The organism is Actinomadura sp. NPDC048021, assembly GCF_040653135.1.
GTDB lineage: Bacteria > Actinomycetota > Actinomycetes > Streptosporangiales > Streptosporangiaceae > Spirillospora > Spirillospora verrucosospora.
Genome location: NZ_JBEZJQ010000024.1, coordinates 104,371 through 127,783, shown reverse-complemented (window position 1 = coordinate 127,783; position 23,413 = coordinate 104,371). Strand labels below are relative to the sequence as shown.

Genomic DNA, 23,413 nt, shown 5'->3' with positions numbered 1-23,413 from the left:
AGGTCCCGGAAGGATCGGACTTCGGGAGGGCTCATGGCCGGGAACCGCATCATGACCGAGATCTCCGCGCAGCCGGAGTGCTGGCGGCGGGCCGCCGGGCTGGCCGACGGGCTGCGCGACGCGCTGCCGGCCCGCGGGGAGCGGGTGGCGGTCGTCGGATGCGGCACCTCCCTGTACATGGCGCAGGCGTACGCGGCGCTGCGGGAGGGGGCCGGGCACGGGGAGACCGACGCGTTCGCCGCCTCGGAGATGCCGTCCGGCCGCCGCTACGACCGGGTGCTGGCGCTCACGAGGTCCGGGACGACGACCGAGGTCCTCGCCGTCCTGGACCGGCTCGGCGGCTCGGTCCCGACGACGGCGATCACCGCCGACCCGGGCACGCCGGTGGCCGGCAGCGCCGACCGGCTGGTCGTGCTCGACTTCGCCGACGAGGAGTCGGTCGTGCAGACCCGGTTCGCCACCACCCTGCTGGCGCTGCTGCGCGCGCACCTCGGCGAGGACCTGGGGGCCGCGATCGCCGCCGCCGAGGCCGCGGTGGCCGACCCGCTCCCGCCCGGGCTGCTGGAGGTCGAGCAGATCACCTTCCTCGGCCGCGGCTGGACGGTCGGCCTCGCGCAGGAGGCCGCCCTGAAGATGCGCGAGGCGGCGTGCTTCTGGACCGAGGCCTACCCCGCGATGGAGTACCGGCACGGGCCGATCAGCATCACCGGCCCCGGCCGGGCGGTGTGGATGCTCGGCGGGCTCCCGGACGGCCTCGGCGAGGAGGTGGCCGCGACCGGCGGGCTGCTGCGCGCCGCCGGCGCCGACCCCCTCGCCGAACTGGTCCGGGTGCAGCGGCTCGCGGTCGCGCGGGCGGACGCGGCGGGCCTGGACCCCGAGCGCCCCCGGCACCTCACCCGCTCGGTCGTCCTGGACGCCGCGCCCGGCGGCCCGGCGGCATGATCCTCACGGTCACGCTGAACGCCGCCCTCGACGACACCTACGAGGTGCCGCAGGCGCGGCTCGGGGCGGTCCACCGGGTCGCCGCGGTGCACTCGCGGCCCGGCGGCAAGGGCGTCAACGTGGCCCGGGTGCTGCACGCCCTCGGGCACGAGGTCGTGGCCTCCGGCCTGGCCGGAGGCGCCGCGGGGCGGCGCATCGAGGAGGGGCTCGGCTCCCTCGGCGTGCCCGCGTCGTTCACTCCGGTCGCCGCGGAGTCGCGCCGGACGGTCACCGTCGTCGGCGCGGAGGCGACGATGTTCTGCGAGCCGGGTCCGCAGGTGACCGGCGCGGAGTGGGCCGCGTTCCTGGCCGCCTTCGAGTCCCTGGCCCGGGACGCCGCCGTGGTCGTGCTGTCGGGGAGCCTGCCGCCGGGCGTCCCTCCGGACGCCTACGCGCGGCTCGCCCGCACGGCGCCCGGCCCGGTGATCCTGGACGCCGACGGGGAGGCGCTGCGCCTCGGGCTCGCCGGACGCCCCGGCGTCGTGAAGCCGAACGCCGAGGAGCTCGCCCGCGCGAGCGGCACCGGCGACACGGCCGCGGGGATCCGCGCGCTGCGCGAGGCGGGCGCGGGCGCGGTCGTCGCCTCGCTCGGCGCCGGCGGCGTCCTCGCCGCGACCCCGGACGGCGTCCTGCGCGCCGCGCTCGACCGTCCTCTCCAGGGCAACCCGACGGGCGCGGGGGACGCGCTCGTGGCGGGGCTGGCGGCGGGCCTCGCCGCCGGCCTGCCCTGGCCGGACCGGCTCCGCCGCGCCGTCGCGCTGGCGGCCTGCGCGGTCCGCTCCCCCGTCGCGGGCGAGATCGACCCCGCCGGGCTTCCCGCGCTGCTGCCCCGTGTCACCCTCCGGACCGAGGAGAACCATGCCGCTCGCCCCCATGAGTGACGTCATCGCCGGACCGGACGCGCGGGGCCGCGGGCTGGGGGCGTTCAACGTGATCCAGCTGGAGCACGCCGAGGCGATCGTCGCCGGGGCGGAGCGGGCGGGCGCGCCCGTGGTCCTGCAGATCAGCGAGAACTGCGTCGCCTACCACGGCGCGCTCGGCCCGATCGGGCGGGCCGTGCTGGCGCTCGGCCGCGCCGCGCCCGTCCCGGTCGTCGTCCACCTGGACCACGCCACCTCGCCGGACCTCGTCCGCGAGGCGGTCGCCCTCGGGTTCGGGTCGGTGATGTTCGACGCGTCCGCCCTCCCGCACGAGGCGAACGTGGCGAGCACCGCCGACGTCGCCGCCCGCTGCCGGGCCGAGGGGGTGTGGGTCGAGGCGGAGCTCGGCGAGATCGGCGGGAAGGACGGCGTGCACGCGCCGCACGCCCGCACCGACCCGGACGAGGCCGCCGGGTACGTGGCCGCCACGGGCGTGGACGCCCTGGCGGTCGCGGTCGGCACGTCCCACGCGATGCTGACCCGCGACACCGTCCTCGATCTCGCGCTCATCGCCCGTCTGCGCGCGGCGGTGCCCGTCCCGCTGGTCCTGCACGGGTCCTCCGGGGTGCCCGACGACGGGCTCGCCGCCGCCGTCGAGCACGGCATGACCAAGATCAACGTCGCGACGCAGCTGAACAAGGTGTTCACCGCCGCCGTCCGGGACCGGCTGGCCGCCGATCCCGGACTGGTCGACCCGCGCCGCTACGTCTCCGCCGGCCGCGACGCGGTCGCCGCCGAGGTCGCCCGCCTGCTGCACCTCATCCGCGCGGGCCGCCGACGCGGTAGGTGACGTGGGTGACCAGGGGCGTCCGGGCCACGTCGACCGGCTCCAGCGCCAGGTCGCCGACGCCCTCGAACAGGCGCTCGCCCTCCCCGAGGACGACGGGGGCGATGTGGAGGCGGAGTTCCTCGATCCGGCCCGCCGCGAGGTACTGGTTCACGGTGCTCGCCCCACCGGCGATCGAGACGTCCCTGTCCCCCGCCGCGTCCCGCGCCCGGGCCAATGCCGACTCGATCCCGTCGGTGACGAAGTGGAACGTCGTGCCGCCCTTCATCACGATGCTCTCGCGCGGGTGGTGCGTCAGCACGAAGACCGGCGCGTGGTAGGGCGGCTCCTCGCCCCACCAGCCCGTCCAGTCCGGGTTCCACGCCGGGCCGCGGTCGGGGCCGAACATGTGGCGCCCCATGATGTAGGCCCCGGCCGAGGTGATCTTCGCGATCTCCTCGGCGTTGGCCTCCTGCTCCTCGAACATCCACCGGTGCAGCCGCTCGCCGCCGTCGCCGAGCGGCTCCTCCAGGCGCTGGTTCGGACCCGCCGCGAACCCGTCGACCGAGATCCCGATGTCACAGGTGACCTTGCTCATTGCGGTGCCTCCTTGGCGGCGCCCCTGCGGCGCCTTTCACCAGTGGATCGGACCCACTGCCGCGTTCTCGACATCCCGGACCCCCGGAGATGAGATTTTTTTGAACCCGCGGCCGTGGCGTGGACGTGCTGTGGGGTGTCGCATACGCGGCGGGGGGCCGAACCTGGGAGGACGACCTGACCACCGACAGCCGCCTGGAGCGGATCACAGACGAGGACGTGCCCGCCGCCGCCCCCGAGGCCGGTGAGCGCTCGCGACGGCGTCGCGTCGCGGCGCGGGCGGTGACCGGCGCGGCGTTCCTGCTCGTGCTGGTCGCGCTGGTCGCGCCGGCCGAGTTCGCCCTCCTGGCCCCGGGGGCGTTCGCGCGCGTCCCGATCGAGGGCGTGGCCGGCGTCGCGCTGGTCCTCGTGCTGCCGGCCGGGGCGAGGCGGTACGCGGCGGGGGCCGCCGGGGCGGTGCTCGGGCTGCTGCTCGTGCTGAAGGTGCTGGACATCGGGTTCGACGCGGTGCTCGTCCGGCCGTTCGACCTGGTGCTGGACTGGCCGCTGCTGGGGCCGGCCGTGGAGTTCGTCAAGGAGTCGTCCGGGCAGGCGGGGGCGGTCGCGGCCGTCGTGCTGGCGGTGGCGCTGGCGGTCGGCGTGGTCGTCCTGACGACGCTGTCGACGCTGCGTCTGAGCGGCGTGGCGGTCCGGCACAGGAGGCCGGCGTCCTGGGCCGCCGGCGTGCTGGGAACGGTCTGGCTCGCCTGCGCCGTGCTCGGGGCGCAGTTCGTCCACGGGGTGCCGGTGGCGTCCAGGAGCGCGGCGGTCCTCGCCTACGACCACGCGCGCCAGGTCAGGACGAGCCTGAACGACCGCGAGGAGTTCGCCAGGGCCGCCGCCGTGGACAGGTTCCGCGACGCGCCGCCCGACAAGCTGCTGACCGGGCTGCGCGGCAAGGACGTCGTCCTGGCGTTCGTGGAGAGCTACGGGCGGTCGGCCGTGGAGAGCCCGCAGTACGCGCCGCAGGTCGGCGCCGTCCTCGACCAGGGGACGCGGCGGCTCCGCGAGGCGGGGTTCTCCGCGCGCAGCGGCTGGCTCACGTCCTCGACGGCGGGCGGCGGCAGCTGGCTCGCGCACGCCACGCTGCTGTCGGGCCTGTGGGTGAACAACCAGCAGCGGTACCGCGCCCTGGTGAACAGCGACCGGCTGACGCTGAACGGGGCGTTCCACCGCGCGGACTCCCGGACCGTCGCGCTCATGCCGGCGATCACGCGGGCCTGGCCGGAGGCGTCCTTCTACGGCTACGACAAGGTCTACGACGACCGGAACCTCGGCTACCGAGGCCCGCGCTTCAGCTTCGCCACGATGCCCGACCAGTACACCCTGTCGACGCTCCAGCGCACCGAACTGGCGAAGGAGGACCGGGCGCCGGTGATGGCGGAGACGGCGCTGGTGTCCAGCCACGCCCCGTGGGCGTCCGTCCCGCGGCTCGTCCCGTGGGAGCAGGTCGGCGACGGGTCGATCTTCGACGGGATGGGCAAGGGCTACGACGCGCCGTGGCCGGCGCCCGGCCGCATCCGCGCCGAGTACCGCGCGTCGATCGAGTACACGCTGAACACGCTCGTCTCCTACCTGGAGACCTACGGCGGCAAGGACACCGTGCTGGTCTTCCTCGGCGACCACCAGCCCGCGCCGCTCATCACCGGGCCGGGCGCGAGCCGGGACGTCCCGATCACCATCGTGGCGAAGGACGGCGCCGTCCTGGACAGGATCTCCGGATGGGGCTGGCAGGACGGCCTGCGTCCCGGCAGGGATACTCCCGTCTGGCCGATGAGCGCGTTCCGCGACAGATTCTTGACCGCGTTCGGAGGCTGAACGGAGATCGGGGGGACGCTCCCCGGGAAGGGGTGGCGGCGTGACCTCGCTGTCCGCGGAGCCCGGACGGCCCGCGGCGCCTTCGGCCGAGGAGACGCCGGGCCGGTTCCGCGCGCTGCGCCGCCGCTGGCTGCTCGCGGCGGTCGTCTCGGTGCTGCTGGCCCAGATGGGCGCCGCGATGGCGACCACGGCCGTGCAGCAGAGCCCGACCGTCGACGAGCCCGTCTACATCAGCACGGGCGTGGTCTACCTTCGCGAGCACGACCTGCGCCACAACGCCGAGCACCCGCCGCTCGGCAAGCTCCTCATCGGGGCGGGGGCGGTGCTCGCCGGGCCGCACCTGCGCGCCTCCTTCACCGGCAGCGACTACAGGCTCGGGAGGCAGTTCCTGTACCGGTGGGGCAACGACCCCCAGCGGGTGCTGCTCGCGGGGCGGCTGCCCGTCATCGCGCTGACGCTGCTGTTCGGGCTGGTCGTCTTCGCGTTCGCCCGCGACCTCGCCGGCCCGGCCGGGGGGCTCACGGCACTGACCCTGTACGCCTTCTCCCCCGACGTCATCGCGCACGGGTCGCTGGCCACGCTGGACGTCCCCACGGCCGGCCTGCTGCTGACGTCGGTGTGGCTGCTCTGGCGCGCGAGGCGCAGGCCGCGGCTCTACCTGCCGCTCGCCGGGGCGGCGCTCGGCGCGGCCGTGGCGACGAAGATGAGCGCGCTGCCCGCGCTGCCGGTGCTCCTCGTCCTGGCGGCGGTGTCGGTCCGGACGTCCCGCCCGCCGCGCCGTCCCGTGGCGACCGCCGTGCTGTCGGCGGCGGGCGTCGGCGTCCTGGCCGTCGCGGTGGTGTGGGCGAGCTACCTCGCCGTGGACCCGCGCCTGCGCTGGGCCGCGCCCGCCGACCTGCCGTCCGCCGGCGGGATGCGCGGACTCGCCGCCGGCTGGCTGCCGTTCCCCCGGCCCTTCCAGGACGGGATGCGCGCGCAGTTCGGTTTCGAGGACATGCGGTGGACCGGTTTCCTGTTCGGTGACGTCTACCACGGCTCCCGCTGGTACTACCTGCCGGCCGCGCTGCTGGTGAAGACGCCGCTGGGGATGCTCGGACTGTGGGCGGCGGGCATCGCCGCGACGGCGGCGCTGCCCCGGCTGCGTCCGGCGGCGCCGTACCTCTTCGCGCCCACGGCCGTCCTGCTGGCGGTGGCGATGACCGGGTCCCGCGACCTCGGCGTCCGCTACGCCATCTTCGTCCCGGTCTTCCTGGCGGTGGCGGCGGGCGGCGCGGTCCTCGTCCCGTGGCGGTGGGCCAAGGCCGCGACGGTCGCGCTGCTGATGCTCGTCGCGGTCAGCTCGCTGCGCGCCTTTCCCTACTACCTGCCGTACTCCAACGAGGCATTCGGCGGCCCGTCCAAGACCCACCTGCGCCTGCACGACTCCAACGTCGACTGGGGCCAGGACCTCGGGCGGCTCGCCGACCGGCTCCGGGAGCGGTATCCGGGCGAGCCGGTCTGGCTGGTCTTCAAGGGCAGCGGCGTCCCGTCCGCCTACGGCATCCGCGCGCGCGACCCGCTCACCGCGCCGCCCGGCGAGGTGCGCGGGCTGCTGGTCGTCTCCGACAGCTGGCTCGTCAAGAACGACCCGCGGCTGACGCCGCTGATCCGCACCAGCGAGCCGATCGACGAGGTCGGGGACTCGGTCACCATCTTCCGCCGGCCCGCTCTGCGCCCGTAGCGCCTTCCTGTGGCTCTGAGGGGCCGCGGGTCAGCGGCGGTGGGTGTGGGCGCGGGACCAGAGCGCCGCCCAGCCGCCGTGCGCCATCCAGGACGCCGGGACGCGGAGTCCGTGCTCGGCGATCTCGTCCCAGAAAACGGCGGTGTCGGCGCCCAGCTCGCGGGCGGCGGGCAGGGCGCGCTGCCAGGGGCCCTCCTCGTCCTCCAGCGTCGTGGCGGGGTAGCCGGGGACGGTGGTGGTGCGCGGCGGCGTCACGGGGACGAGGCCGGTGGCCGGCGCGGCGCAGGTGGTGGCGACCGCCAGCGCGCACAGCGGCTGCGCGGCCGTCGGCTTGGCGAAGGCGCGGGCGATGACCGGGTCGTCCTGGAGGGCGAGCGCCCCGATCGCACGGCGGACGCGGCGCGCCACCAGATCGAGGGAGTACGCGTCGGCGACGGCGGGGAGCTTGACGAGCCTGCGCAGCGTCTTCGGCAGCGGCGGCTCGCCGAGCAGCAGCGGGAGCTGATCGTAGCGGTCGCGCAGCGCCGGGTCGAGGGCGTCGAGCGCGGAGCTCAGGGGGCGGTGGCCGGAGGCCGTCCAGAGCCGGACCAGATCGGTGGCGCCCTCGTCCAGGGCGCGGCCGACGGCGCCGGTGAGCTGCGGGCCGCCGAAGCGGCGCAGCCGGGCGAGCGCGGCGTCCGGCCCGGTCCCGGCCACGGCGGCGAGGACGTCGAGCGCCTCCGGGGCGGCCCGCGCCCACGAGCGGACCGCGAGCTCGCCGAGGGCGGGACCGGCCTCCTCGACGAGGCGGGGCGCGGCGCGCCGCCTCGCCGGCCGGGACGGCGGGAGCTCCTCCGGCGCCTGCGGGGCCTCGTCCTCGACGGCGCCCGGGATCGCGGCGACCCACGCGCGGAAGCGCTGTTCGAGGGTCTCGTCCGGCGGGTCGTTGAACCTCGCCGCGATCTCGCTGACGCGCCAGCCCCGGGACGCGGGACGCAGCGGCATCAGCTCCGCGTTCGCGACCAGCAGGCCGTCGGCGTCGTAGAGGCCCGCGAGGCCGCTGCGGCCTGCCCTGGCCTCCTCGACGTAGGCCGGTCCCGCGATGCAGTTGCCCATGTAGTCCGCCCATTCGGCGACGTCCCGGGCACTGCGGCCGATCTTGAGCCGGAGGCGGGTCCCGGGGACGGCCGCGCCGTCCAGGGCGGCGAGCGGCGCGGGGACGGCGAAGTCGCCGGTGAGGGCCTCGGCGATCGCGGTCGCCGACGCCAGGCCCGCGGTGAGGGCCGCCCACGTGCGGGGCGCCCGGGGCGGGACGCCGCCGAGCGCGACCAGCTGCGCCGCGCCGGAGACGGCGCCCATGAGCGAGTCGAGGCGCGGGGTCAGCGGCTCGACGACCGGCGGCGGGTCGTGGACGAACCAGGGATCGCCGGTGCCCGGGGCGGGCTGGGCCCGCTCGTGCCCGTGCAACCGGGCGAGGGCGTCGATCAGGTCGACGTACCAGAGCAGGTCGGCGGCGGTCTCCACGGTCGCCGGGTCCTGCTCGGGGGTGAGCCTGCGGCGCAGCGGCTCGGTGTCGCCCAGCATCGGCCCGCTCCACGGCAGGATGCCGTCCCACTCGGCGGGAGGACGGTCGTAGCCTGCCACCTGCCGCCAGCTCTCCAGGCTGGGCGACCACTCGCGCAGCAGGGCGTCGTGGGTCCCGACCATGTCGCCCATCACCCGTCCGACGTCCTCGACGATGACGAGCGCGAAGTCGCGGGCGCAGGCCAGCCGCGGTCTGACATAGGCGGCGAACTTGGCGTCCATCGGCCGGGCGGCGTCCAGCCTGCGCGCGAGGTCGCGGACGTAGGCGCCGGGGCGCGTGGGGAGGCCGGTCAGCCCCGGCACGCGCCGTGCCGCCTTCCCGGCGGCCCAGTCGGGCATCAGGGCCGCGGCCGCGCGCAGTACCGGGGCCGACCGCCCAAGGCCGTCCTCCAGGCCGTGGTCGGCGACCGCCGCGGCGGTCCGGAGCAGCGCGGTGGCGGCGATCGCGTCCGCGAAGACGCGCTGGAGGCGCTCGTGCCAGTACCAGCGGCCGGGGGTCCAGCGCGCGATGTCGGCGAGCGAGGGATGCTCGTCCGCCAGGTCCATGCGCACCTGCCACAGGACGTGCTCGTCGTCGTCGTGGCGGCGGCGCTTGCGCAGGTCGGCGACCCGGTCGCGGCGGCTCTGCGTCGCCAGCCGCGCCTCCCGGCGGGCCAGCCCGGTCCGGTGCTCGGCGACCCGCTCCCACAGGTCCAGGATCAGCGCGAGCCTGCGGGGCGCGGGCACCGCCCCGAGCACCTGCCGCAGGTACCCCGCGAGCACGGACGGCGATCCGCCGGGGGTGAGGTCGACGCCTTCGGGCGCCTCCAGGGCGAGCACCTGTTCGAGCTGCTCGGGTCCGAGGACGTCGCTGGCCGCGGACGCCAGGTGCAGCGCCGCCCAGCGCCCCTCCTCGGCGGCCCGCCCGGCGGCCGCGCCGACCCGCCTGGTGACCGCGGGCCCGAAGAGCGCGACGAGCACCCCGGCCCGGTCGCCGAGGCGGTGCGCGCCGTGGAGGCCGACCGCCCGCAGCGCGGCCAGGACCGCGTCCCGCTGGTCCCCGCGCGCCCCCTCCAGCCGCGCGGAGCGGAACCCGGCGCCGAGATCGACGCCCGCTCCCGCCGCGACGGCGCCCCCGTCGGCGACGAGCAGCGACAGTTCCCGGACGGCGTTCGCCGCGTCCTCCGCCGGCGCCTCCTCGGGCCCGAGAGCGACGGGCGTCCCCGGGTGCGCGTCCGCCCCGTCCAGCAGCCTCCGCGGTCCGGAGGGGCGGGCGATCCAGGCATGGCGCCCGGACGCCACCACACCCCCAGAAAGCCGGATCTTCATTCGCCCCATCATCCTCCGGGGGCCCGCACCGGCCAACGGATTTCCCCGCATCCGGCGGCCCGTGTGGTTCCCTGTGGTCATGTACGACGTGATCATCGCGGGCGGCGGGCACAACGGCCTGGTCGCGGCCGCCTACCTGGCGCGCGCCGGCAGGCGGGTGCTGGTGCTGGAACGGCTCGGGCACTTCGGCGGGCTGGCGGTCTCCGCGCGCGTCTTCCCGGGCGTGGACGCGCGGCTCTCGCGGTACTCCTACCTGGTGAGCCTGCTGCCGTCGCGGATCGTCCGGGACCTCGGCCTGCGCGTCGAGCTGCGCGGACGGCGGTTCGCCTCGTACACGCCGGTCGGCGACGGCGGCCTGCTGATCGACAACGGGGACCCCGCGCGGACGGCCGCCTCCCTCAGGGGCGACGCCGACGCCTGGCGGAGGTTCTACGCGATGGCCGGGCATGTCGCCGAGCGCGTCGCGCCGACCCTGCTGGAGCCGCTGCGCGACCGCGCGGAGCTCCGGGACGCGGTGGACGACCGGGAGGCGTGGCGCGACCTGTTCGAGCGGCCCGTCGGGGACGTCGTGGACGAGCGCTTCACCGACGACACCGTGCGCGGCGTCGTCCTCACCGACGCGCTGATCGGCACGTTCGCCGACACCTCCGATCCCTCCCTGCTGGCCAACCGGTGCTTCCTCTACCACGTCGTCGGGAACGGGACCGGCGACTGGAACGTGCCCGTCGGCGGCATGGGCGCGGTGACCGGGGCCCTGGCCGACGCCGCCCGCGCGGCCGGGGCCGAGCTGCGCTCCGGCATGGAGGTCCTGCACGTCGACCCGGCCGGGGAGGTGACCTTCCGGGACGCCGACGGCGCCGAGCACGCCGTCTCGGCCAGGTGGGTGCTGGTCAACATGCCGCGGGAGGGTTCGGCCGAGGGGTCGCAGCTGAAGGTGAACATGGTGCTCTCGCGGCTGCCCCGGCTGCGCGACCCGTCCGTCCGGCCGGAGGAGGCGTTCGCGGGCACCTTCCACATCAACGAGGGCCGGAGGCAGCTCGACACGGCCTACCGCGAGGCCCGCGACGGCCGCATCCCGTCCGTCCCGCCCGCCGAGGTGTACTGCCATTCGCTGACCGACCCGTCGATTCTCGGGCCGGAGCTGCGGGAGGCCGGGGCGCACACCCTGACGCTGTTCGGCCTGCACATGCCGGCGCGGCTGTTCCGGGCGGACCCCGAAGGCTCGCGCGCGGCGGCGCTGCGCGCGACGCTCGCGTCCTTCGACACGGTGCTCGCCGAACCGATCGAGGACTGCCTCCTGCGCACCCCGGACGGCACGCCGTGCCTGGAGGCCAAGACGCCCGTCGACCTGGAGAACGCGGTCGGCCTCCCGGGCGGCCACATCTTCCACCGCGACCTGTCGTGGCCGTTCGCGGAGGAGGCCGGGGAACGCGGGCGGTGGGGCGTCGAGACCGAGCACCCTCGCGTGCTGGTGTGCGGGGCGGGCGCCAGACGGGGCGGAGGCGTCAGCGGGATCCCGGGCCACAACGCTGCCCGCGCCGTGCTGGACGCCGGCTAGGAGCGCCCGCAGGCGCGGTGAAGGGCCGCGACCGCCGCGGCAGGGTCGTAGGCCGGCAGCACGGCGGCCAGGTGACCGTCCGGCCGGACGATGTGCACCGTGTCCGGGCCCGCCCGCAGGGCCGTCCGCAGCACCCCGTCGGTGTCGATGGATTCCAGGGCGTGGATCTCGTGGGGGACGTCGGTCGGCAGCCTCTCGGCGCGCCCGCCCTGGGTGAGGACCACGAACCGCCTGCCGAACAGGCGGCGCAGCCGGGTCGGTTCCCCGTCCACGACGCACGGCCCGTCGGGGCAGAGGACGCCCGGCAGCGGCGGGCGGACGGCGCCGGGACCGCGCGGGAAGTCCTCCACCGGCCCGGCCGGGGTCGTCAGCGGCGAGTCCAGGTACCAGAACGGTTCGGCGAGCCTGCCCGAGTCGATGATCGGGCGGGGGTCCGGGTGCGTCCGGGCGGCCTCCAGGGACTCCAGCCGCCGGGCCCTCTGCCGCGGGGTCCGCGGGACGAGGAACTCCATCGTGCGCGTGGTCACCCGCAGGTTCTCCCCGGCGGCGGCCCGGCGCTCGGCGTCGTAGCTGCGCAGCAGCGCGGGCGGGGCCCAGCCGTGCCGGACGAACGCGAGCTTCCAGGCGAGGTTCTCGGCGTCCTGCACGCCGGAGTTCAGGCCGCGGGCGCCGAACGGCGCGTAGACGTGGGCGGCGTCCCCGGCCAGGAACGCGCGGCCGGACGCGAACGCCGCCGCGACCCGCTCGTGGAACCGGTACACGGTGGCCCACACGATCTCGTACGGGACGTCCCCGGTGATCCGGCGGATGCGGGCGTCCAGCGCGCCCGACCTGCGCTCGGCGTCGAGGTCGTGGTCGGCGGGCACCTGCCAGTCGATGCGCCACGTCCGGTCCGGGCACTGGTGGACCAGGACCTGGCGCCCGGGGTTCCACTCGGGGTCGAAGAAGAACCGCCGCTCGCTCGGGAACGGCAGGTCCGCCCGGATGTCGCAGATGAGGAACCGGTCGGTGAAGGTGCGGCCGGGGAAGCCGATGCCGAGCAGCTCCCGGACGGCGCTGTGCCCGCCGTCCGCGCCGACCAGATGGGTGCCGCGCACGGTTTCCCCGGAGGCGCCGCCGGAGCGGGCCTCGACGCCGTCGCCGTCCTGGCCCACACCGGTGACGCGATGCCCGTACCGGACCTCCACCAGCGGTTCCGCCGCGGCCAGCTCCCGCAGCCGCGCCTCGACCTCCGCCTGGGAGATGTTGATCCAGGGCGGCACGGCACTGCGCCCCGCGTCGGGGAAGGTGACGGCGAACAGCTCGTCCCCGCGGTGGTAGGTGCGGCCGGTCGTCCACGTCACGCCGCGGGCGATCATCGCTTCGGCGCACCCGACCCGGTCGAGCACGTCGAGGACGTCCCGCTGGAAGCAGATCGCCCGGGACCCGGACGGGTCGCGGCGGGCGGCGGCCTCCAGCACCACGCACGGCACGCCGTGCCGCGCCAGCAGCAGCGCCGTGACCAGGCCGACGGGTCCCGCGCCCACGACGAGGACCGGTTCGCTGTCCCTCACGCGTCCACCCGATCACGTCGCGGCGTTCCCGGCCACCTCCCGGGCGCGCTCGGCGGCCCGCTCGATCGTCCGGTCGGCGACCTCCCGGTCCTGCCAGCCGCGCACGTCGGTGCCCTTGCCGGGCTCCAGGCTCTTGTAGATGTCGAAGAAGTGCGCGATCTCGTCGAGGGTGTGCTCGTGGACGTCCCGCAGGTCGCGGATCTCGGCGTAGCGGACGTCCCCGGCCGCCACGGTGAGGATCTTGGCGTCGGGGACGCCCCCGTCGAGCATCCAGAACACCCCGATGCTGCGCACCCTGATCACGCACCCGGGGAAGGTCGGCTCCTCCAGCAGCACCATCGCGTCCAGCGGGTCGCCGTCCTCCGCGCACGTGTCCGGGATGTACCCGTAGTCCGCCGGGTACTGCGTCGAGGTGAACAGCATCCGGTCGAGCCGGATGCGGCCGAGCCGGTGGTCCATCTCGTACTTGTTGCGCGATCCCCGGGGAATCTCGACGATCATGTCGATCTCCATGAATCCCTCCCCCATGGGGAGCACTACCCACGAGTCGCCCCGCCACGTCAGTGGGCGGCGGCGTTCCAGTCGGGGCCGGCGCCGATGGCGACCTCCAGGCCGACCGCGAGCGGGTAGGCCGTCGTCATCCCGGTGCGGACGATCTCCCGCACCGCGCCGGACTCGCCGGGCGCCACCTCCAGGACGATCTCGTCGTGGACCTGGAGCAGCAGGCGGCTGGCCAGCCCCGCGGCGGTGAGCGCCTCGTCCACCCGCAGCATCGCGATCTTGACGATGTCCGCGGCGGAGCCCTGCACCGGGGCGTTGAGCGCCATCCGCTCGGCCGTCTCGCGCCGCCGCCGGTCGTCGCTGTTCAGGTGGGGCAGGTAGCGGCGGCGGCCGAGGATCGTGCGGGTGTAGCCGGTGGCCCGGGCCTCCGCGACGACGTGGTCGAGGTAGTCGCGGACGCCGCCGAGCCGCTCGAAGTAGGCGTCCATCAGCGGGCGCGCCTCGGCCACCGGGATGCCGAGCTGCCTGGCCAGTCCGAACGCCGACAGCCCGTAGGCCAGCCCGTACGACATCGCCTTGATCTTGCGGCGCATGTCCGGGGTGACGTCCTGCGGGCGGGCGCCGAAGACCCGCGCGGCCATCGTGGTGTGCAGGTCCTCGCCGGACTCGAACGCCGCAAGGAGCGTGGGGTCCTGCGAGAGGTGCGCCATGACGCGCAGTTCGAGCTGCCCGTAGTCGGCCGTCATCAGCGACTCGTAGCCCTCACCGGGCGTGAACGCGCGGCGGATGCGCCGCCCCTCCTCCGTCCGGACGGGGATGACCTGCAGGTTGGGGTCGGCGGAGCTGAGCCGGCCGGTCGCGGCGACGGTCTGCTGGAAGTCGGTGTGGATGCGGCCGTCGGCGCCGATCTCCCGGATGAGCCCGGTGACCGTGGAGCGCAGGCGCGCCTGGTCGCGGTGGCGCAGCAGGACCTGCGGCAGGCCGTTGTCGGTCCGGGTGGCGAGCCAGGTCAGCGCGTCCACGTCGGTGGAGTACCCCGACTTGATCTTCTTGGTCCTGGGCAGGTCGAGCTCGCCGAACAGCACCTCCTGGAGCTGCTTGGTCGAGGCGGGGTTGAAGCGGCGCCCGGCGATCCGCGCGGCCTCGTCGGCGGCGCGCTCCATCCCCTCGGAGAAGTACCGCTCCAGCTCGCGCAGCAGCTCAGCGTCGACGTGCACGCCGGCGCGCTCGGCGCGGGCGAGCAGGCGCGAGAGCGGCAGCTCGACGTCCCGCAGGACCTCGTCCATGCCCGTGGACGCCAGGTCGGCGGCGAACACGCCGGCGAGGTCGAGGACGGTGCGGGCGGCCGCCATCAGCCCGGCCGCGCCCTCGGCGGACGGGCGGCGCCCGAGGTGGCGGCCCGCGAGGTCGGCGATCCCGTAGGCGGCCAGCCCCGGCAGCAGAAGGTAGGCGGCCATCGCGGTGTCGGTGGCGACCCCTTCGAGCCGCCAGCCGCGCTCGCCGAACACGCGCAGCAGCGACTTCACGTCGTGCAGCGCCTTGGGCCGGCCGGGGTCGGCCAGCCAGGCGGCGAAGGCCCGCTCGTCCCCGGCGGTGAGGCCGGACGGCTCGAACGACGCCGCGTTCCCGTCGCCGGTGGCCAGCGCGATCCGTTCGACGTCTCCCGCGCCGCGCGTCCAGGCGTGGTCGGCCGCCAGCCCGGTCAGGCCGGTGGCGTGCGTCCCCAGCCAGCCGGCCAGCTCGCCGGGCCCGAGCTCCCGCCCCTGGACGGGCTCCGGCTCGGCGTCGGGCGGAGGGCGCCCGCCGCCCGGGTCCGCCCCGAACAGGCGCTGCCTGATGCTGGCGTTGCGGAACTCCAGCTCGTCGAGCAGGGAGGTGAAGGCCGCCAGGTCGTACGGGCGCCGCCGCAGGTCGGCGGGCCCCACCGGGAGGTCCAGGTCGCGGACGAGCTCGGTCAGCCGCCGGTTCAGCGCGACGGTCCCGGCGGCGGCGCGCAGCTTCTCCCCCGCCTTGCCCTTGACCTCGCCGGCGTGCTCCAGCAGGGCGTCGAGCGACCCGTAGTCGCGGACCCACCTGGCGGCGGTCTTCTCCCCGATGCCGGGGATGCTCGGCAGGTTGTCGGACGGGTCGCCGCGCAGCGCCGCGAAGTCGGGGTACTGCGCCGGGGTCAGCCCGTACCGCTCCCGCACCGTGCCGGGCGTGTACCGGATCATCTCCGACGCCGTCCGGTAGAAGTACAGGACGGTGACGTCGTCGCTGACGAGCTGGAGCACGTCCCGGTCGCCGGTGACGATCAGGACGTCCATGCCGTCCGCCTCCGCCGCCGTCGCCAGGGTCGCGATGACGTCGTCGGCCTCGTAGCCGGGCGCCCGCAGCACCGGCACGCTCATCGCGGCGAGCAGCCGGTCCAGGACCGGAAGCTGGCTGCCGAACTCGCTCGGCGACCGCGACCGGGTGGCCTTGTACTCGGGGAACGCCTCGGTGCGGAACGTCTGCCGGGAGACGTCGAACGCGACGGCCGCGTGCGTGGGGCGCTCGTCCCGCAGCACGTTGGCGAGCATGTTCGCGAAGCCGTACACGACGTTGGTCGGCTGCCCGGAGGTGGTGGTGAAGTTCTCGACCGGCAGCGCGTAGAACGCCCGGTAGGCCAGTGAGTGGCCGTCCAGGAGCAGCAGGCGGGGCCGGTCCGTCATGTGTCACATCCTGGCACCCGGGGCATGGGCATGAAACCGGCGGCGGAGGTGTTGGGAGCGGCATGACCAAGATCGAACTCGGACGGCTCGGGATCTGGCTCCCCTGGCCCCAGCTGAGCCCGGACCTGGCCCGGGACGTGGAGGAGCTCGGCTACGGCACGGTCTGGATCGGGGGCTCGCCGGCCGATCCGGACATCGCCGGGCGGCTCCTGGCCGCGACCGGCCGCATCGTGGTCGCCACCGGCATCGTGAACATGTGGAGCACGCCGGCCGAGGAGGCCGCCGCGGCCTACCACCGGCTGAACGACGCGCACGGCGGCCGGTTCCTGCTGGGCGCCGGCATCGGCCACCGGGAGCGGAACGAGGGGTACCGCAGCCCGTACGAGACGATCGTGGACTACCTCGACCGGCTGGACGCCGGGAACGTCCCCGTGGAAGGCCGGGTCCTCGCCGCGCTGGGGCCGCGGGTGCTGCGGCTGGCGGCCGAGCGCGCCGCGGGCGCCCACCCGTACCTGACCACGCCCGAGCACACCCGGTCGGCGCGGGAGATCCTGGGGGCGGGCCCGCTGCTGGCGCCGGAGCAGAAGGTCGTGCTCGACCCCGATCCGGTGCGCGCCCGCGCGATCGCCAGGGAGACCCTGGCCCGCTACCTCGCCCTGCGCAACTACGTCGCCAGTTTCGAGCGGCTGGGGTTCACCGCCGACGACTTCGCGGGCGGCGGCAGCGACGCGCTCGTGGACGCGCTGGTCGCGCACGGCGACGCGGCGGCGGTCGCCGCGCGGCTGGAGGCCCACCTGGAGGCCGGGGCCGACAACGTCGCCGTCCAGGTGCTGACCGAGCCCGGCGGCGATCCCCGTCCCGCCCTGCGGTCGATCGCCGAGGCCCTGCTCTGACCGAGGCACTGCTCTGACCGAGACGCCGCTCTGGCCGGCCTCGCGCAGGCCGGGCGGACATGGCGAGGGACGCGCCCGGGGCCGGGCGCGTCCCTCGGTGTGACGGGTCCTACCGGGTCGCGTGGTTGCCGACGACGTCCGGCGTGACGCGCTTCCTGGGCTGCGCCTGCCTGCGGGCGAGCTCGTTCCCGTTGACCGTCAGGGTGCTGTGCGCGAACAGCTCGGTGACCGCGGCGGTGCCGTCGATCATCTGGTCGAAGCCCTTCAGGTTCACGTTGTCGTACCGGTCGCAGGCCTGGTGGTAGCACGGGTCGTAGGCGAGGCCCGCGGTGCCGCCGTACCGCTTCGCCTGCTCGGGGGTCTTGATGCCCTCGGCGCCGGTGAACAGGCCGCCGGCGGGGATGCCGACGCTGATGAACGCGTCGTAGTCCGAGCGTCCGTTGAACGGCGTCGGGTCGGTGGGCAGCTTCCGCTTGCCGAAGTAGTCGACGAACGCCTTCTCGATCGCGCCGGACCCGGCGGGGGCCTCGACGTTGTTCTCGCCCGCGCTGTTGTCGCCGTCGTAGACGAAGTTCACGTAGTTGGGCGAGGCGAGCATGTCGAAGTCGAGCATCAGCGCGACCTTGTCACGCTCGGCCTGCGGGAGGTTGTCGACGTAGTACTGGGAGCCGAGCAGGCCCTCCTCCTCGGCGCCCCAGAAGGCGAACCGCACCTTGTTGCGGACCTTGGAGCCGAGCTTGTCGATCTGCTTGGCCATCTCCAGCAGCGTCGCGGTGCCCGAGCCGTCGTCGTTGATGCCGGGCCCGGCGGTGACGCTGTCGTTGTGCGCGCCCACCACCACGACGTTGTCGGCCCTGCCGCGCCTGGTGTCGGCGATGACGTTCGCGGCCTGGCGCTTCTCGTTCAGGGTGTCGGTCCTGACCCGGAGCGTGACGCCGCCGTTCTGCGCCTGCTGGACGAGGGCCTTGCCGACCGCGTTCGTCGGGCCGACCACCGGCAGGCCGTAGGGCGTGGTCAGCGTCCCCCCGACCGGGCCCGGCTGGCCGGGCAGCTGGTAGATGACGACGGCGGCCGCGCCGGCGGCGACGGCGTTGTCGGTCTTCAGGGAGAAGAAGCAGCCGCCGCGCTGGATCAGCGCGATGTGGCCCTTCGGGAACCCGGCGAAGTCGCCCGCCTCGCATCCGCTGCCGTCGCCGGTCGCCGCCGGGTCGACGGGCGTGGCGGGGGCGGTGACGTCGCCCGACCCGGAGTACTGGAGCGTCTCGAAGTCGCCGTGCGGCGCGAACGTCTTCGGCTCGGGCGCGGTCTCGGCGAGAACCGGTTCCGACAGCTCCTGCCAGAAGTCGAACTCGAAGTTCTGGACCACCGGCGCGTATCCGGCCCGCTTGAGCTGGTCCGCGATGTACTTGATGGTGATCTTGTTGCCGGGCAGTCCCGCGGCCCGGTTGCCGCCGTTGGCGTCCGAGATCTTCTGCAGGTTCAGCTGGTGGTGCCGCACGTCGCTCAGCTTGACGAGCGCGGCCAGCTTGGACTGGGCCGGGCCGGCGGCGTGGGCGGGCGCCGCGGCCACGGTGGTGGCGGCGAGCGACAGCCCGGCGAGGACGGCTAGCGCGGCTCTGCGCATGCTCGGTCTCCGTTGATGGGGGGACAAAGTAAAGCGAAGCTTGACACCTGTCATTTCTCGCAACAAGACACGACTCAGCATCAAAACGGCCAATATTGGCCTCGTTCTTCACCGGGTTAACACGGTTGACACGCCACCGCCGATTACCCCTCGGCCTCCTTCCCCGCGCTCCGCCGACGCGTTCGACAAGGCCCCGAATGCCATTCCATTACAAGATCAATTATTGAACCCCAACCTCTGACCTGCAATGACGTCCGATAAAGGCGGGCCTGGCGCGGCCGGACGCGCCGCGCCGGCGCGGCGTCCGGAGATCGCCGCGCACCCGCCCGGAAGGCGCGAGTTCACGCGGCGCACGCGAGAGGTCACAAGTCGCCGCAGGTGAAGCCTCTGGTCCCCGGCAAATCGAACTAAGTAAGCTCCCGTCCCGCCAGGTCGGTCGGGGACGGCCGGTTCGAAGACGATCAGGAGTGTGGGCCGGTGACGAAGCCCGAGCAGCTTCATGGCTCCCATGAGCGGCCGCGCACGCGGCCGGTCGGACGGCGGATCGCGATGCTCCTCGCCATCCCGCTCACCGCTCTCGTCTCGCTGTGGGTGTTCTCGGCCGGGACGACGCTGTCCGCCGCGCTGCAGCGGTCGGAGTTCACGCGGATGTACAAGGACGTCGGGCTGCCGGCCGGCGCCGTCATCGGGGCGCTCCAGCGCGAGCGCGCCGCCGCCGTGGCCGTCCTGACGGCGCGGACCGCCGCCGACAGGCGGGCCTACGAGGACCTCGCGAGCAAGACCGACGCCGCCGTGGCGGCCTTCCGCTCGGCGGCCTTCAAGCCCCGCCTCAAGGACGCGATGGGCCCCGAGCTCTGGGAGCGCATGGAGGCGCTGGACGACAGCCTCGACCAGCTCGAACCGCTGCGGGCCCAGATCACCCAGCACGCGGCCAGCACCGTGCAGGCCATCGACGCCTACAGCGGCTTCTCCGACTCGACGTTCCGGCTGCTGACGACCTTCATCAGCGTCAACGACACGAAGGTGTACCGGCAGAGCGCCGGGATCACCCACTTCTCGTGGGCGAGCGACTTCATGCTGCGCGAGGACGCCCTGATGTCCGCGGCCGGCGCGCGCCGGCTGACCGCGGCCGAGCGCATGGCCTTCTCGGGCTGGGCCGGCAACCGCGAGCAGTTCTTCTCGCTCGCCCGCGTGGAGGTGACCGGCGCGCTGTCCCGGGTCGTGGAGCAGCTCGCCACGTCGTCCGCCTACGGCACCTTCACCCTGATCGAGACCCAGATCCGCTGGCAGGGTCTCAATCCCGGCGTCCGGCAGTGGCGGACGGCCACGCAGGAGCTGACCCCGCTGTGGTTCACCTCCTCCTCCCGCCTCGGCGACGTCCTGAACGACGACGTCGTCGAGCCGGCCGGACACCGGATCATGCTGCGCTTCTTCCTGGCCTGCGTCGTGGGCCTGCTGATCGTGGCCGCCTCGGTGACGCTCTCGGTGCTGTTCGCCCGGCGGCTCGCGCGGGAGCTGCGGGACCTGCAGGCGTTCGCGCAGCGGCTCGCGCACGAGCGGCTGCCCGCGGTCGTGGCCCGGCTGCGGCGCGGCGAGAAGGTCGACGTCGACGCCGAGGCGCCGCGGCCGGAGCGGGGGCGGACGAGGGAGATCGCCCGGGTGGCCGACGCGTTCGACGCCGTCCAGCGCACGGCGGTCGGCACCGCGGTCGGCGAGGCCGAGCTGCGCGCCAGCATCAACCGCGTCTTCATCAACCTGTCGTGGCGCAGCCAGTCGCTGCTGCACCGGCAGCTGCGGCTGCTCGACCAGATGGAGCGGCGCGCCTCCAGCCCCGAGGAACTCGACGACCTGTTCCGCCTCGACCACCTGACCACCCGCATGCGGCGGCACGCCGAGGGCCTGGTCATCCTGTCGGGGTCGCCGACCGTCCGCGCCTGGGACCACCCGGTCGCCGCCGAGGACGTGGTGCGCGCCGCGATCGCCGAGGTGGAGGACTACACGCGGGTGGAGGTGACCGGCGCGTCCTCGGCCGCGGTCGGCGGCGACGTCGTCGCCGACGTCATCCACCTGCTGGCGGAGCTGATCGAGAACGCGGCGTCGTTCTCCCCGCCGGCCACGGAGGTCACCGTCAAGGTCGAGACCGTCGCCAACGGGCTGGCCGTCGAGGTCGTCGACCGGGGCGTCGGCCTGGATCCCGACGAGCTGGAGGACCTGAACCGGCGGCTCGCCAGCGCCGTCGAGTTCGACCTGGTCGACACCGAGAGGCTCGGCCTGTTCGTCGTCGCGCGGCTCGCCGCCCGGCACGGCATCCAGGTCTCGCTCCTGCCGTCCCCGTACGGGGGCACGACCGCGATCGTCCTCGTCCCGCACGCGCTGGTCGTCCTCGACGACGACTGGCACATGGCGCGCGGCCACGCCCCCGGGACGCCGCAGCCGGTCGGGTCGGCCGCGGGCGCGGGCCAGGCACGGCTCGGCCGCCCGTCGCGCCCGGCGCTGCCCGGGCGGGTCGTCCGGGAGCGGCCGTCCGGCGAGCCCGCCGGGCTGCCCGCCGGGGTGGGCGCCGTGCCGCCGCCGGCGCCGCCGTCCGACCCGCCGCTCGACCCGCCGGAGGGCCGGGTCCGGCCGGACGGCGCCGAGCCCCGGCCGGGCGGGGTGGAGGACAGCGAGGTCACGGGACGGCTTCCGCGCCGGGTGCGGCAGCGTTCCCTGGCCCCGCAGCTGCGCGGGCGCTCCGCGCCGCGGCACGGCCGGCCCGCCGCCTCGGCCGGCGAGGACGATTTCGAAGAACCGAGCCCGGAGCTCAGCCGCGACCTGATGGCGTCGCTGCAGTCGGGATGGCTGCGCGGCAGGGTCGACGACGATCCGGGCGAGCTTGATCCACGCGATGAATGGGGGGAGTCATGATGCGGCAGGGCAACGCCTCGGGCGAGCTCGACTGGCTGCTCGACGATCTGGTGCAGCGGGTCGGCGAGGTCCGCCAAGCCGTCCTGCTGTCGAGGGACGGCCTGGTCATGGGCGCCTCGGGGGACGTCACCCGCAAGGACGCCGAGTTCCTCGCGGCGCTGTCGTCGGGCTTCCACAGCCTGGCCAACGGCGCCCGCGAGCACTTCCAGGCCAAGCAGGTGCGGCAGACCGTCGTCGAGCTGGACGGCATGCTGTTCTTCGTCATGCCGGCGGGCAACGGGAGCTGCCTGGCCGTGCTGAGCGACGCCGGCGGCAACGCGGGGCTGGTCGCCTACGAGACGACCATGCTGATCAAGCGGGTGCGGCGCACGCTGGCGGCCCAGCCGCGCGGCGCCGAGTCGCAGGACCCGCCGGTGCGCTCGGGCGCGTCAGGCTAGAGCCTGCCGTGGAGAGCCCGAGAGAGCGCTGGGTCGGGTCGGACGCCGGCCCGGTCGTCCGGCCCTACGCGGTCACCCGCGGACGCACCCGCCCCCGCGGGCTCGTCCTGGACCTGGTGACCGTCCTCGTCGCGACCGGCCGGACCCCGGCCGACCGGGTCTGGCTGTCGCGCGAGCAGCGGCGGCTGCTGGAGCTGTGCGGGCGGCCCTCCACGCCCGCCGACCTCGCCTCGGAGACCGACCTGCCGCTGCGGGTCGTGCAGATCCTGTTGGAGGACCTGCACCAGTACGGCCTGATCGAGGAGATGCCGCAGGCCGCGCAGACCGAACGCCCCGACCCCCGCATCCTCATGAGAGTGCTCGATGAACTCCGCCGCCTTTGACCCGACCGCCACCGCGCACGGGCGCGACGACGACGTCCCGCTCCACACCCTGAAGGTCCTGGTGGCCGGCGGCTTCGGCGTCGGCAAGACGACGCTGGTGAGCGCGGTGAGCGAGGTGCGTCCGCTGCGCACCGAGGAGGTCCTCACCGACGCCTCCGTGGGCGTCGACCACCTCGGCGGGGTGGAGGGCAAGACCACCACGACCGTGGCGATGGACTTCGGGCGGCTGACGTTCTCCGGTGGCGTCCGGCTGTACCTGTTCGGCACCCCGGGCCAGGAGCGGTTCTGGTTCATGTGGGACCAGATCGCCTACGGCGCCGTCGGCGCCATCGTGCTGGTCGACACCCGCCGGCTCAGCACGAGCTTCGCGGCCATCGACTTCTTCGAGCAGCGGGGGATCCCGTTCGTCATCGCGGCGAACCGGTTCGAGGGCGCCCGCCGCTACACCGTGGAGGAGATCCGCGACGCCCTCGACGTCGATCCGGAGGTCCCGGTGATGATGTGCGACGTGCGGAGCCGGGAGGTGGCGCGGGGCGTGCTGGTGGCGCTCGTCGAGCACGCCCTGCAGGCGGCCCGGAGCTAGCCGGCCGCCATCCGGGCCACGATGAGCGACGCGAGCGCGGCGTAGGCGGCCGAGTCGTCCAGGCCGGTCTGCGCCTTGATCTCGCCGCGGTGGATGGACTCCATCACCTGCCCGGCGACGGCGCCGACGAACGCGGCGTCGCCGCCCGGCGCCGCCTCCCGCACGAGGCCCTGCACGCGCCGCACCGCGTACCGGGTGTTGCTCTTGTAGATCTCCCGCGCGGGGGCGAACGCGTCGAGGTCGGCGAAGAACGCGGCGGACGCGGGGGCCAGCTCGACCGAGATCGCCCGCAGGTAGGCGCCGACCCGCTCGCGCGGGTCGGCGCTGCCGTCGACCGCGGCCTCCACGCGCTCGGTGGCGCGGCGGAAGAAGGCCCGCACGACGGCCGTGATGATCTGCTCCCGGCTCGCCGCGACCGAGTACAGCGTGCTCTTGGAGCAGCGCAGCAGCGCGGCCAGGTCCGCGACGCCCAGCTCCGCGAACCCGCGCTCCAGGAAGAGGTCCATGAGCCGGTCGATCAGCGTCTCGCGCCGCCGCGACGCCCGGGTCGCCCGTTCGTCCACCGAGGTCAT

The 23,413-nt window shown here is 74.9% G+C and carries 18 protein-coding genes; 11 read left to right on the top strand and 7 right to left on the bottom strand.

Annotated elements, in window-relative coordinates; genetic code table 11:
- Positions 1 to 33 precede the first annotated feature (33 nt).
- From AB0C87_RS32430 to AB0C87_RS32420, 3 genes are read left to right on the top strand one after another with little or no spacing between them, the layout of a single operon-like run.
- Complete coding sequence (locus tag AB0C87_RS32430) at positions 34 to 942, top strand: sugar isomerase (RefSeq protein WP_360581012.1); 909 nt, start codon at positions 34 to 36, stop codon at positions 940 to 942.
- Positions 939 to 1,862 (top strand): hexose kinase, encoded by a 924-nt coding sequence (locus tag AB0C87_RS32425; RefSeq protein ID WP_360581011.1) that lies wholly within the window; start codon positions 939 to 941, stop codon positions 1,860 to 1,862. The genes AB0C87_RS32430 and AB0C87_RS32425 overlap by 4 nt, the downstream gene beginning before the upstream one ends.
- Positions 1,855 to 2,691, top strand: coding sequence for a class II fructose-bisphosphate aldolase (locus AB0C87_RS32420; RefSeq protein ID WP_360581009.1), 837 nt, complete (start codon positions 1,855 to 1,857; stop codon positions 2,689 to 2,691). Before AB0C87_RS32425 ends, AB0C87_RS32420 begins: the two co-directional genes overlap by 8 nt.
- Here AB0C87_RS32420 and AB0C87_RS32415 read toward each other — a convergent pair.
- Positions 2,660 to 3,265 carry a dihydrofolate reductase family protein gene (locus AB0C87_RS32415; RefSeq protein ID WP_360581007.1) on the bottom strand — a complete coding sequence of 202 codons (606 nt, stop codon included), beginning with the start codon at positions 3,263 to 3,265 and terminating at the stop codon, positions 2,660 to 2,662. The genes AB0C87_RS32420 and AB0C87_RS32415 overlap by 32 nt on opposite strands.
- A 125-nt stretch (positions 3,266 to 3,390) precedes the next feature.
- Between AB0C87_RS32415 and AB0C87_RS32410 the strand changes: the two genes are divergently transcribed.
- Together AB0C87_RS32410 and AB0C87_RS32405 are read left to right on the top strand one after the other, a co-directional pair.
- A complete protein-coding gene (locus AB0C87_RS32410; RefSeq protein WP_360581005.1) occupies positions 3,391 to 5,121 on the top strand; it encodes a sulfatase in 1,731 nt (576 codons plus the stop codon).
- Between the two features lie 40 nt (positions 5,122 to 5,161).
- Entirely contained in the window at positions 5,162 to 6,841 is a 1,680-nt protein-coding gene (locus AB0C87_RS32405) for a glycosyltransferase family 39 protein (RefSeq protein WP_360581003.1), read from the top strand.
- 30 nt (positions 6,842 to 6,871) lie between these two features.
- On the opposite strand, the gene AB0C87_RS32400 is transcribed toward AB0C87_RS32405, so the two are convergent.
- On the bottom strand, positions 6,872 to 9,712 hold the full coding sequence (locus AB0C87_RS32400; protein WP_360581001.1) for a hypothetical protein: 2,841 nt from the start codon (positions 9,710 to 9,712) through the stop codon (positions 6,872 to 6,874).
- A 79-nt stretch (positions 9,713 to 9,791) separates the two neighbouring features.
- Here AB0C87_RS32400 and AB0C87_RS32395 point away from each other — a divergent pair, with 79 nt between their 5' ends.
- The gene (locus AB0C87_RS32395) at positions 9,792 to 11,270 is read left to right on the top strand and encodes an NAD(P)/FAD-dependent oxidoreductase (protein ID WP_360580999.1); all 1,479 of its coding nucleotides are present in this window, start codon (positions 9,792 to 9,794) and stop codon (positions 11,268 to 11,270) included.
- Here the strand turns inward: AB0C87_RS32395 and AB0C87_RS32390 are convergent.
- From AB0C87_RS32390 to polA, 3 genes are read right to left on the bottom strand one after another with little or no spacing between them, the layout of a single operon-like run.
- A complete protein-coding gene (locus tag AB0C87_RS32390) occupies positions 11,267 to 12,796 on the bottom strand; it encodes an FAD-dependent monooxygenase (RefSeq protein WP_360581025.1) in 1,530 nt (509 codons plus the stop codon). The genes AB0C87_RS32395 and AB0C87_RS32390 overlap by 4 nt on opposite strands.
- A 39-nt stretch (positions 12,797 to 12,835) precedes the next feature.
- A complete protein-coding gene (locus AB0C87_RS32385) occupies positions 12,836 to 13,336 on the bottom strand; it encodes an inorganic diphosphatase (RefSeq protein WP_345180572.1) in 501 nt (166 codons plus the stop codon).
- Positions 13,337 to 13,383: 47 nt separating this feature from the next.
- The gene (gene polA, locus AB0C87_RS32380) at positions 13,384 to 16,017 is read right to left on the bottom strand and encodes a DNA polymerase I (protein ID WP_360580996.1); all 2,634 of its coding nucleotides are present in this window, start codon (positions 16,015 to 16,017) and stop codon (positions 13,384 to 13,386) included.
- Positions 16,018 to 16,079: 62 nt separating this feature from the next.
- On the opposite strand from polA, the gene AB0C87_RS32375 reads away from it, so the two are divergent.
- On the top strand, positions 16,080 to 16,910 hold the full coding sequence (locus tag AB0C87_RS32375) for an LLM class F420-dependent oxidoreductase (RefSeq protein ID WP_345180564.1): 831 nt from the start codon (positions 16,080 to 16,082) through the stop codon (positions 16,908 to 16,910).
- A 109-nt stretch (positions 16,911 to 17,019) separates the two neighbouring features.
- Here the strand turns inward: AB0C87_RS32375 and AB0C87_RS32370 are convergent, their stop codons facing one another.
- Positions 17,020 to 18,534 (bottom strand): M20/M25/M40 family metallo-hydrolase, encoded by a 1,515-nt coding sequence (locus tag AB0C87_RS32370; protein ID WP_353831561.1) that lies wholly within the window; start codon positions 18,532 to 18,534, stop codon positions 17,020 to 17,022.
- Positions 18,535 to 19,011: 477 nt separating this feature from the next.
- On the opposite strand from AB0C87_RS32370, the gene AB0C87_RS32365 reads away from it, so the two are divergent.
- From AB0C87_RS32365 to AB0C87_RS32350, 4 genes are read left to right on the top strand one after another with little or no spacing between them, the layout of a single operon-like run.
- On the top strand, positions 19,012 to 21,438 hold the full coding sequence (locus tag AB0C87_RS32365) for a nitrate- and nitrite sensing domain-containing protein (RefSeq protein ID WP_360580994.1): 2,427 nt from the start codon (positions 19,012 to 19,014) through the stop codon (positions 21,436 to 21,438).
- The gene (locus tag AB0C87_RS32360) at positions 21,435 to 21,875 is read left to right on the top strand and encodes a roadblock/LC7 domain-containing protein (RefSeq protein ID WP_205718435.1); all 441 of its coding nucleotides are present in this window, start codon (positions 21,435 to 21,437) and stop codon (positions 21,873 to 21,875) included. The genes AB0C87_RS32365 and AB0C87_RS32360 overlap by 4 nt, the downstream gene beginning before the upstream one ends.
- An 8-nt stretch (positions 21,876 to 21,883) precedes the next feature.
- Positions 21,884 to 22,258 (top strand): DUF742 domain-containing protein, encoded by a 375-nt coding sequence (locus tag AB0C87_RS32355; protein ID WP_185025215.1) that lies wholly within the window; start codon positions 21,884 to 21,886, stop codon positions 22,256 to 22,258.
- Complete coding sequence (locus tag AB0C87_RS32350) at positions 22,239 to 22,841, top strand: ATP/GTP-binding protein (RefSeq protein WP_345183820.1); 603 nt, start codon at positions 22,239 to 22,241, stop codon at positions 22,839 to 22,841. Before AB0C87_RS32355 ends, AB0C87_RS32350 begins: the two co-directional genes overlap by 20 nt.
- On the opposite strand, the gene AB0C87_RS32345 is transcribed toward AB0C87_RS32350, so the two are convergent.
- Positions 22,838 to 23,413: a TetR family transcriptional regulator gene (locus AB0C87_RS32345; protein ID WP_353835813.1), complete on the bottom strand. Its 576-nt coding sequence runs from the start codon at positions 23,411 to 23,413 to the stop codon at positions 22,838 to 22,840. The two genes, AB0C87_RS32350 and AB0C87_RS32345, sit on opposite strands and share 4 nt — an antisense overlap.

Excerpts from the sequence above, each read along its gene's own strand:
- AB0C87_RS32415 (WP_360581007.1), bottom strand. The coding sequence starts at position 3,265 with ATGAGCAAGGTCACCTGTGACATCGGGATCTCGGTCGACGGGTTCGCG.
- AB0C87_RS32345 (WP_353835813.1), bottom strand. The coding sequence starts at position 23,413 with ATGACCTCGGTGGACGAACGGGCGACCCGGGCGTCGCGGCGGCGCGAG.
- AB0C87_RS32430 (WP_360581012.1), top strand. The coding sequence starts at position 34 with ATGGCCGGGAACCGCATCATGACCGAGATCTCCGCGCAGCCGGAGTGC.
- AB0C87_RS32370 (WP_353831561.1), bottom strand. The coding sequence starts at position 18,534 with ATGCGCAGAGCCGCGCTAGCCGTCCTCGCCGGGCTGTCGCTCGCCGCC.
- AB0C87_RS32420 (WP_360581009.1), top strand. The coding sequence starts at position 1,855 with ATGAGTGACGTCATCGCCGGACCGGACGCGCGGGGCCGCGGGCTGGGG.
- AB0C87_RS32375 (WP_345180564.1), top strand. The coding sequence starts at position 16,080 with ATGACCAAGATCGAACTCGGACGGCTCGGGATCTGGCTCCCCTGGCCC.
- AB0C87_RS32360 (WP_205718435.1), top strand. The coding sequence starts at position 21,435 with ATGATGCGGCAGGGCAACGCCTCGGGCGAGCTCGACTGGCTGCTCGAC.
- AB0C87_RS32350 (WP_345183820.1), top strand. The coding sequence starts at position 22,239 with ATGAACTCCGCCGCCTTTGACCCGACCGCCACCGCGCACGGGCGCGAC.
- polA (WP_360580996.1), bottom strand. The coding sequence starts at position 16,017 with ATGACGGACCGGCCCCGCCTGCTGCTCCTGGACGGCCACTCACTGGCC.
- AB0C87_RS32425 (WP_360581011.1), top strand. The coding sequence starts at position 939 with ATGATCCTCACGGTCACGCTGAACGCCGCCCTCGACGACACCTACGAG.
- AB0C87_RS32395 (WP_360580999.1), top strand. The coding sequence starts at position 9,792 with ATGTACGACGTGATCATCGCGGGCGGCGGGCACAACGGCCTGGTCGCG.
- AB0C87_RS32400 (WP_360581001.1), bottom strand. The coding sequence starts at position 9,712 with ATGAAGATCCGGCTTTCTGGGGGTGTGGTGGCGTCCGGGCGCCATGCC.
- AB0C87_RS32385 (WP_345180572.1), bottom strand. The coding sequence starts at position 13,336 with ATGGAGATCGACATGATCGTCGAGATTCCCCGGGGATCGCGCAACAAG.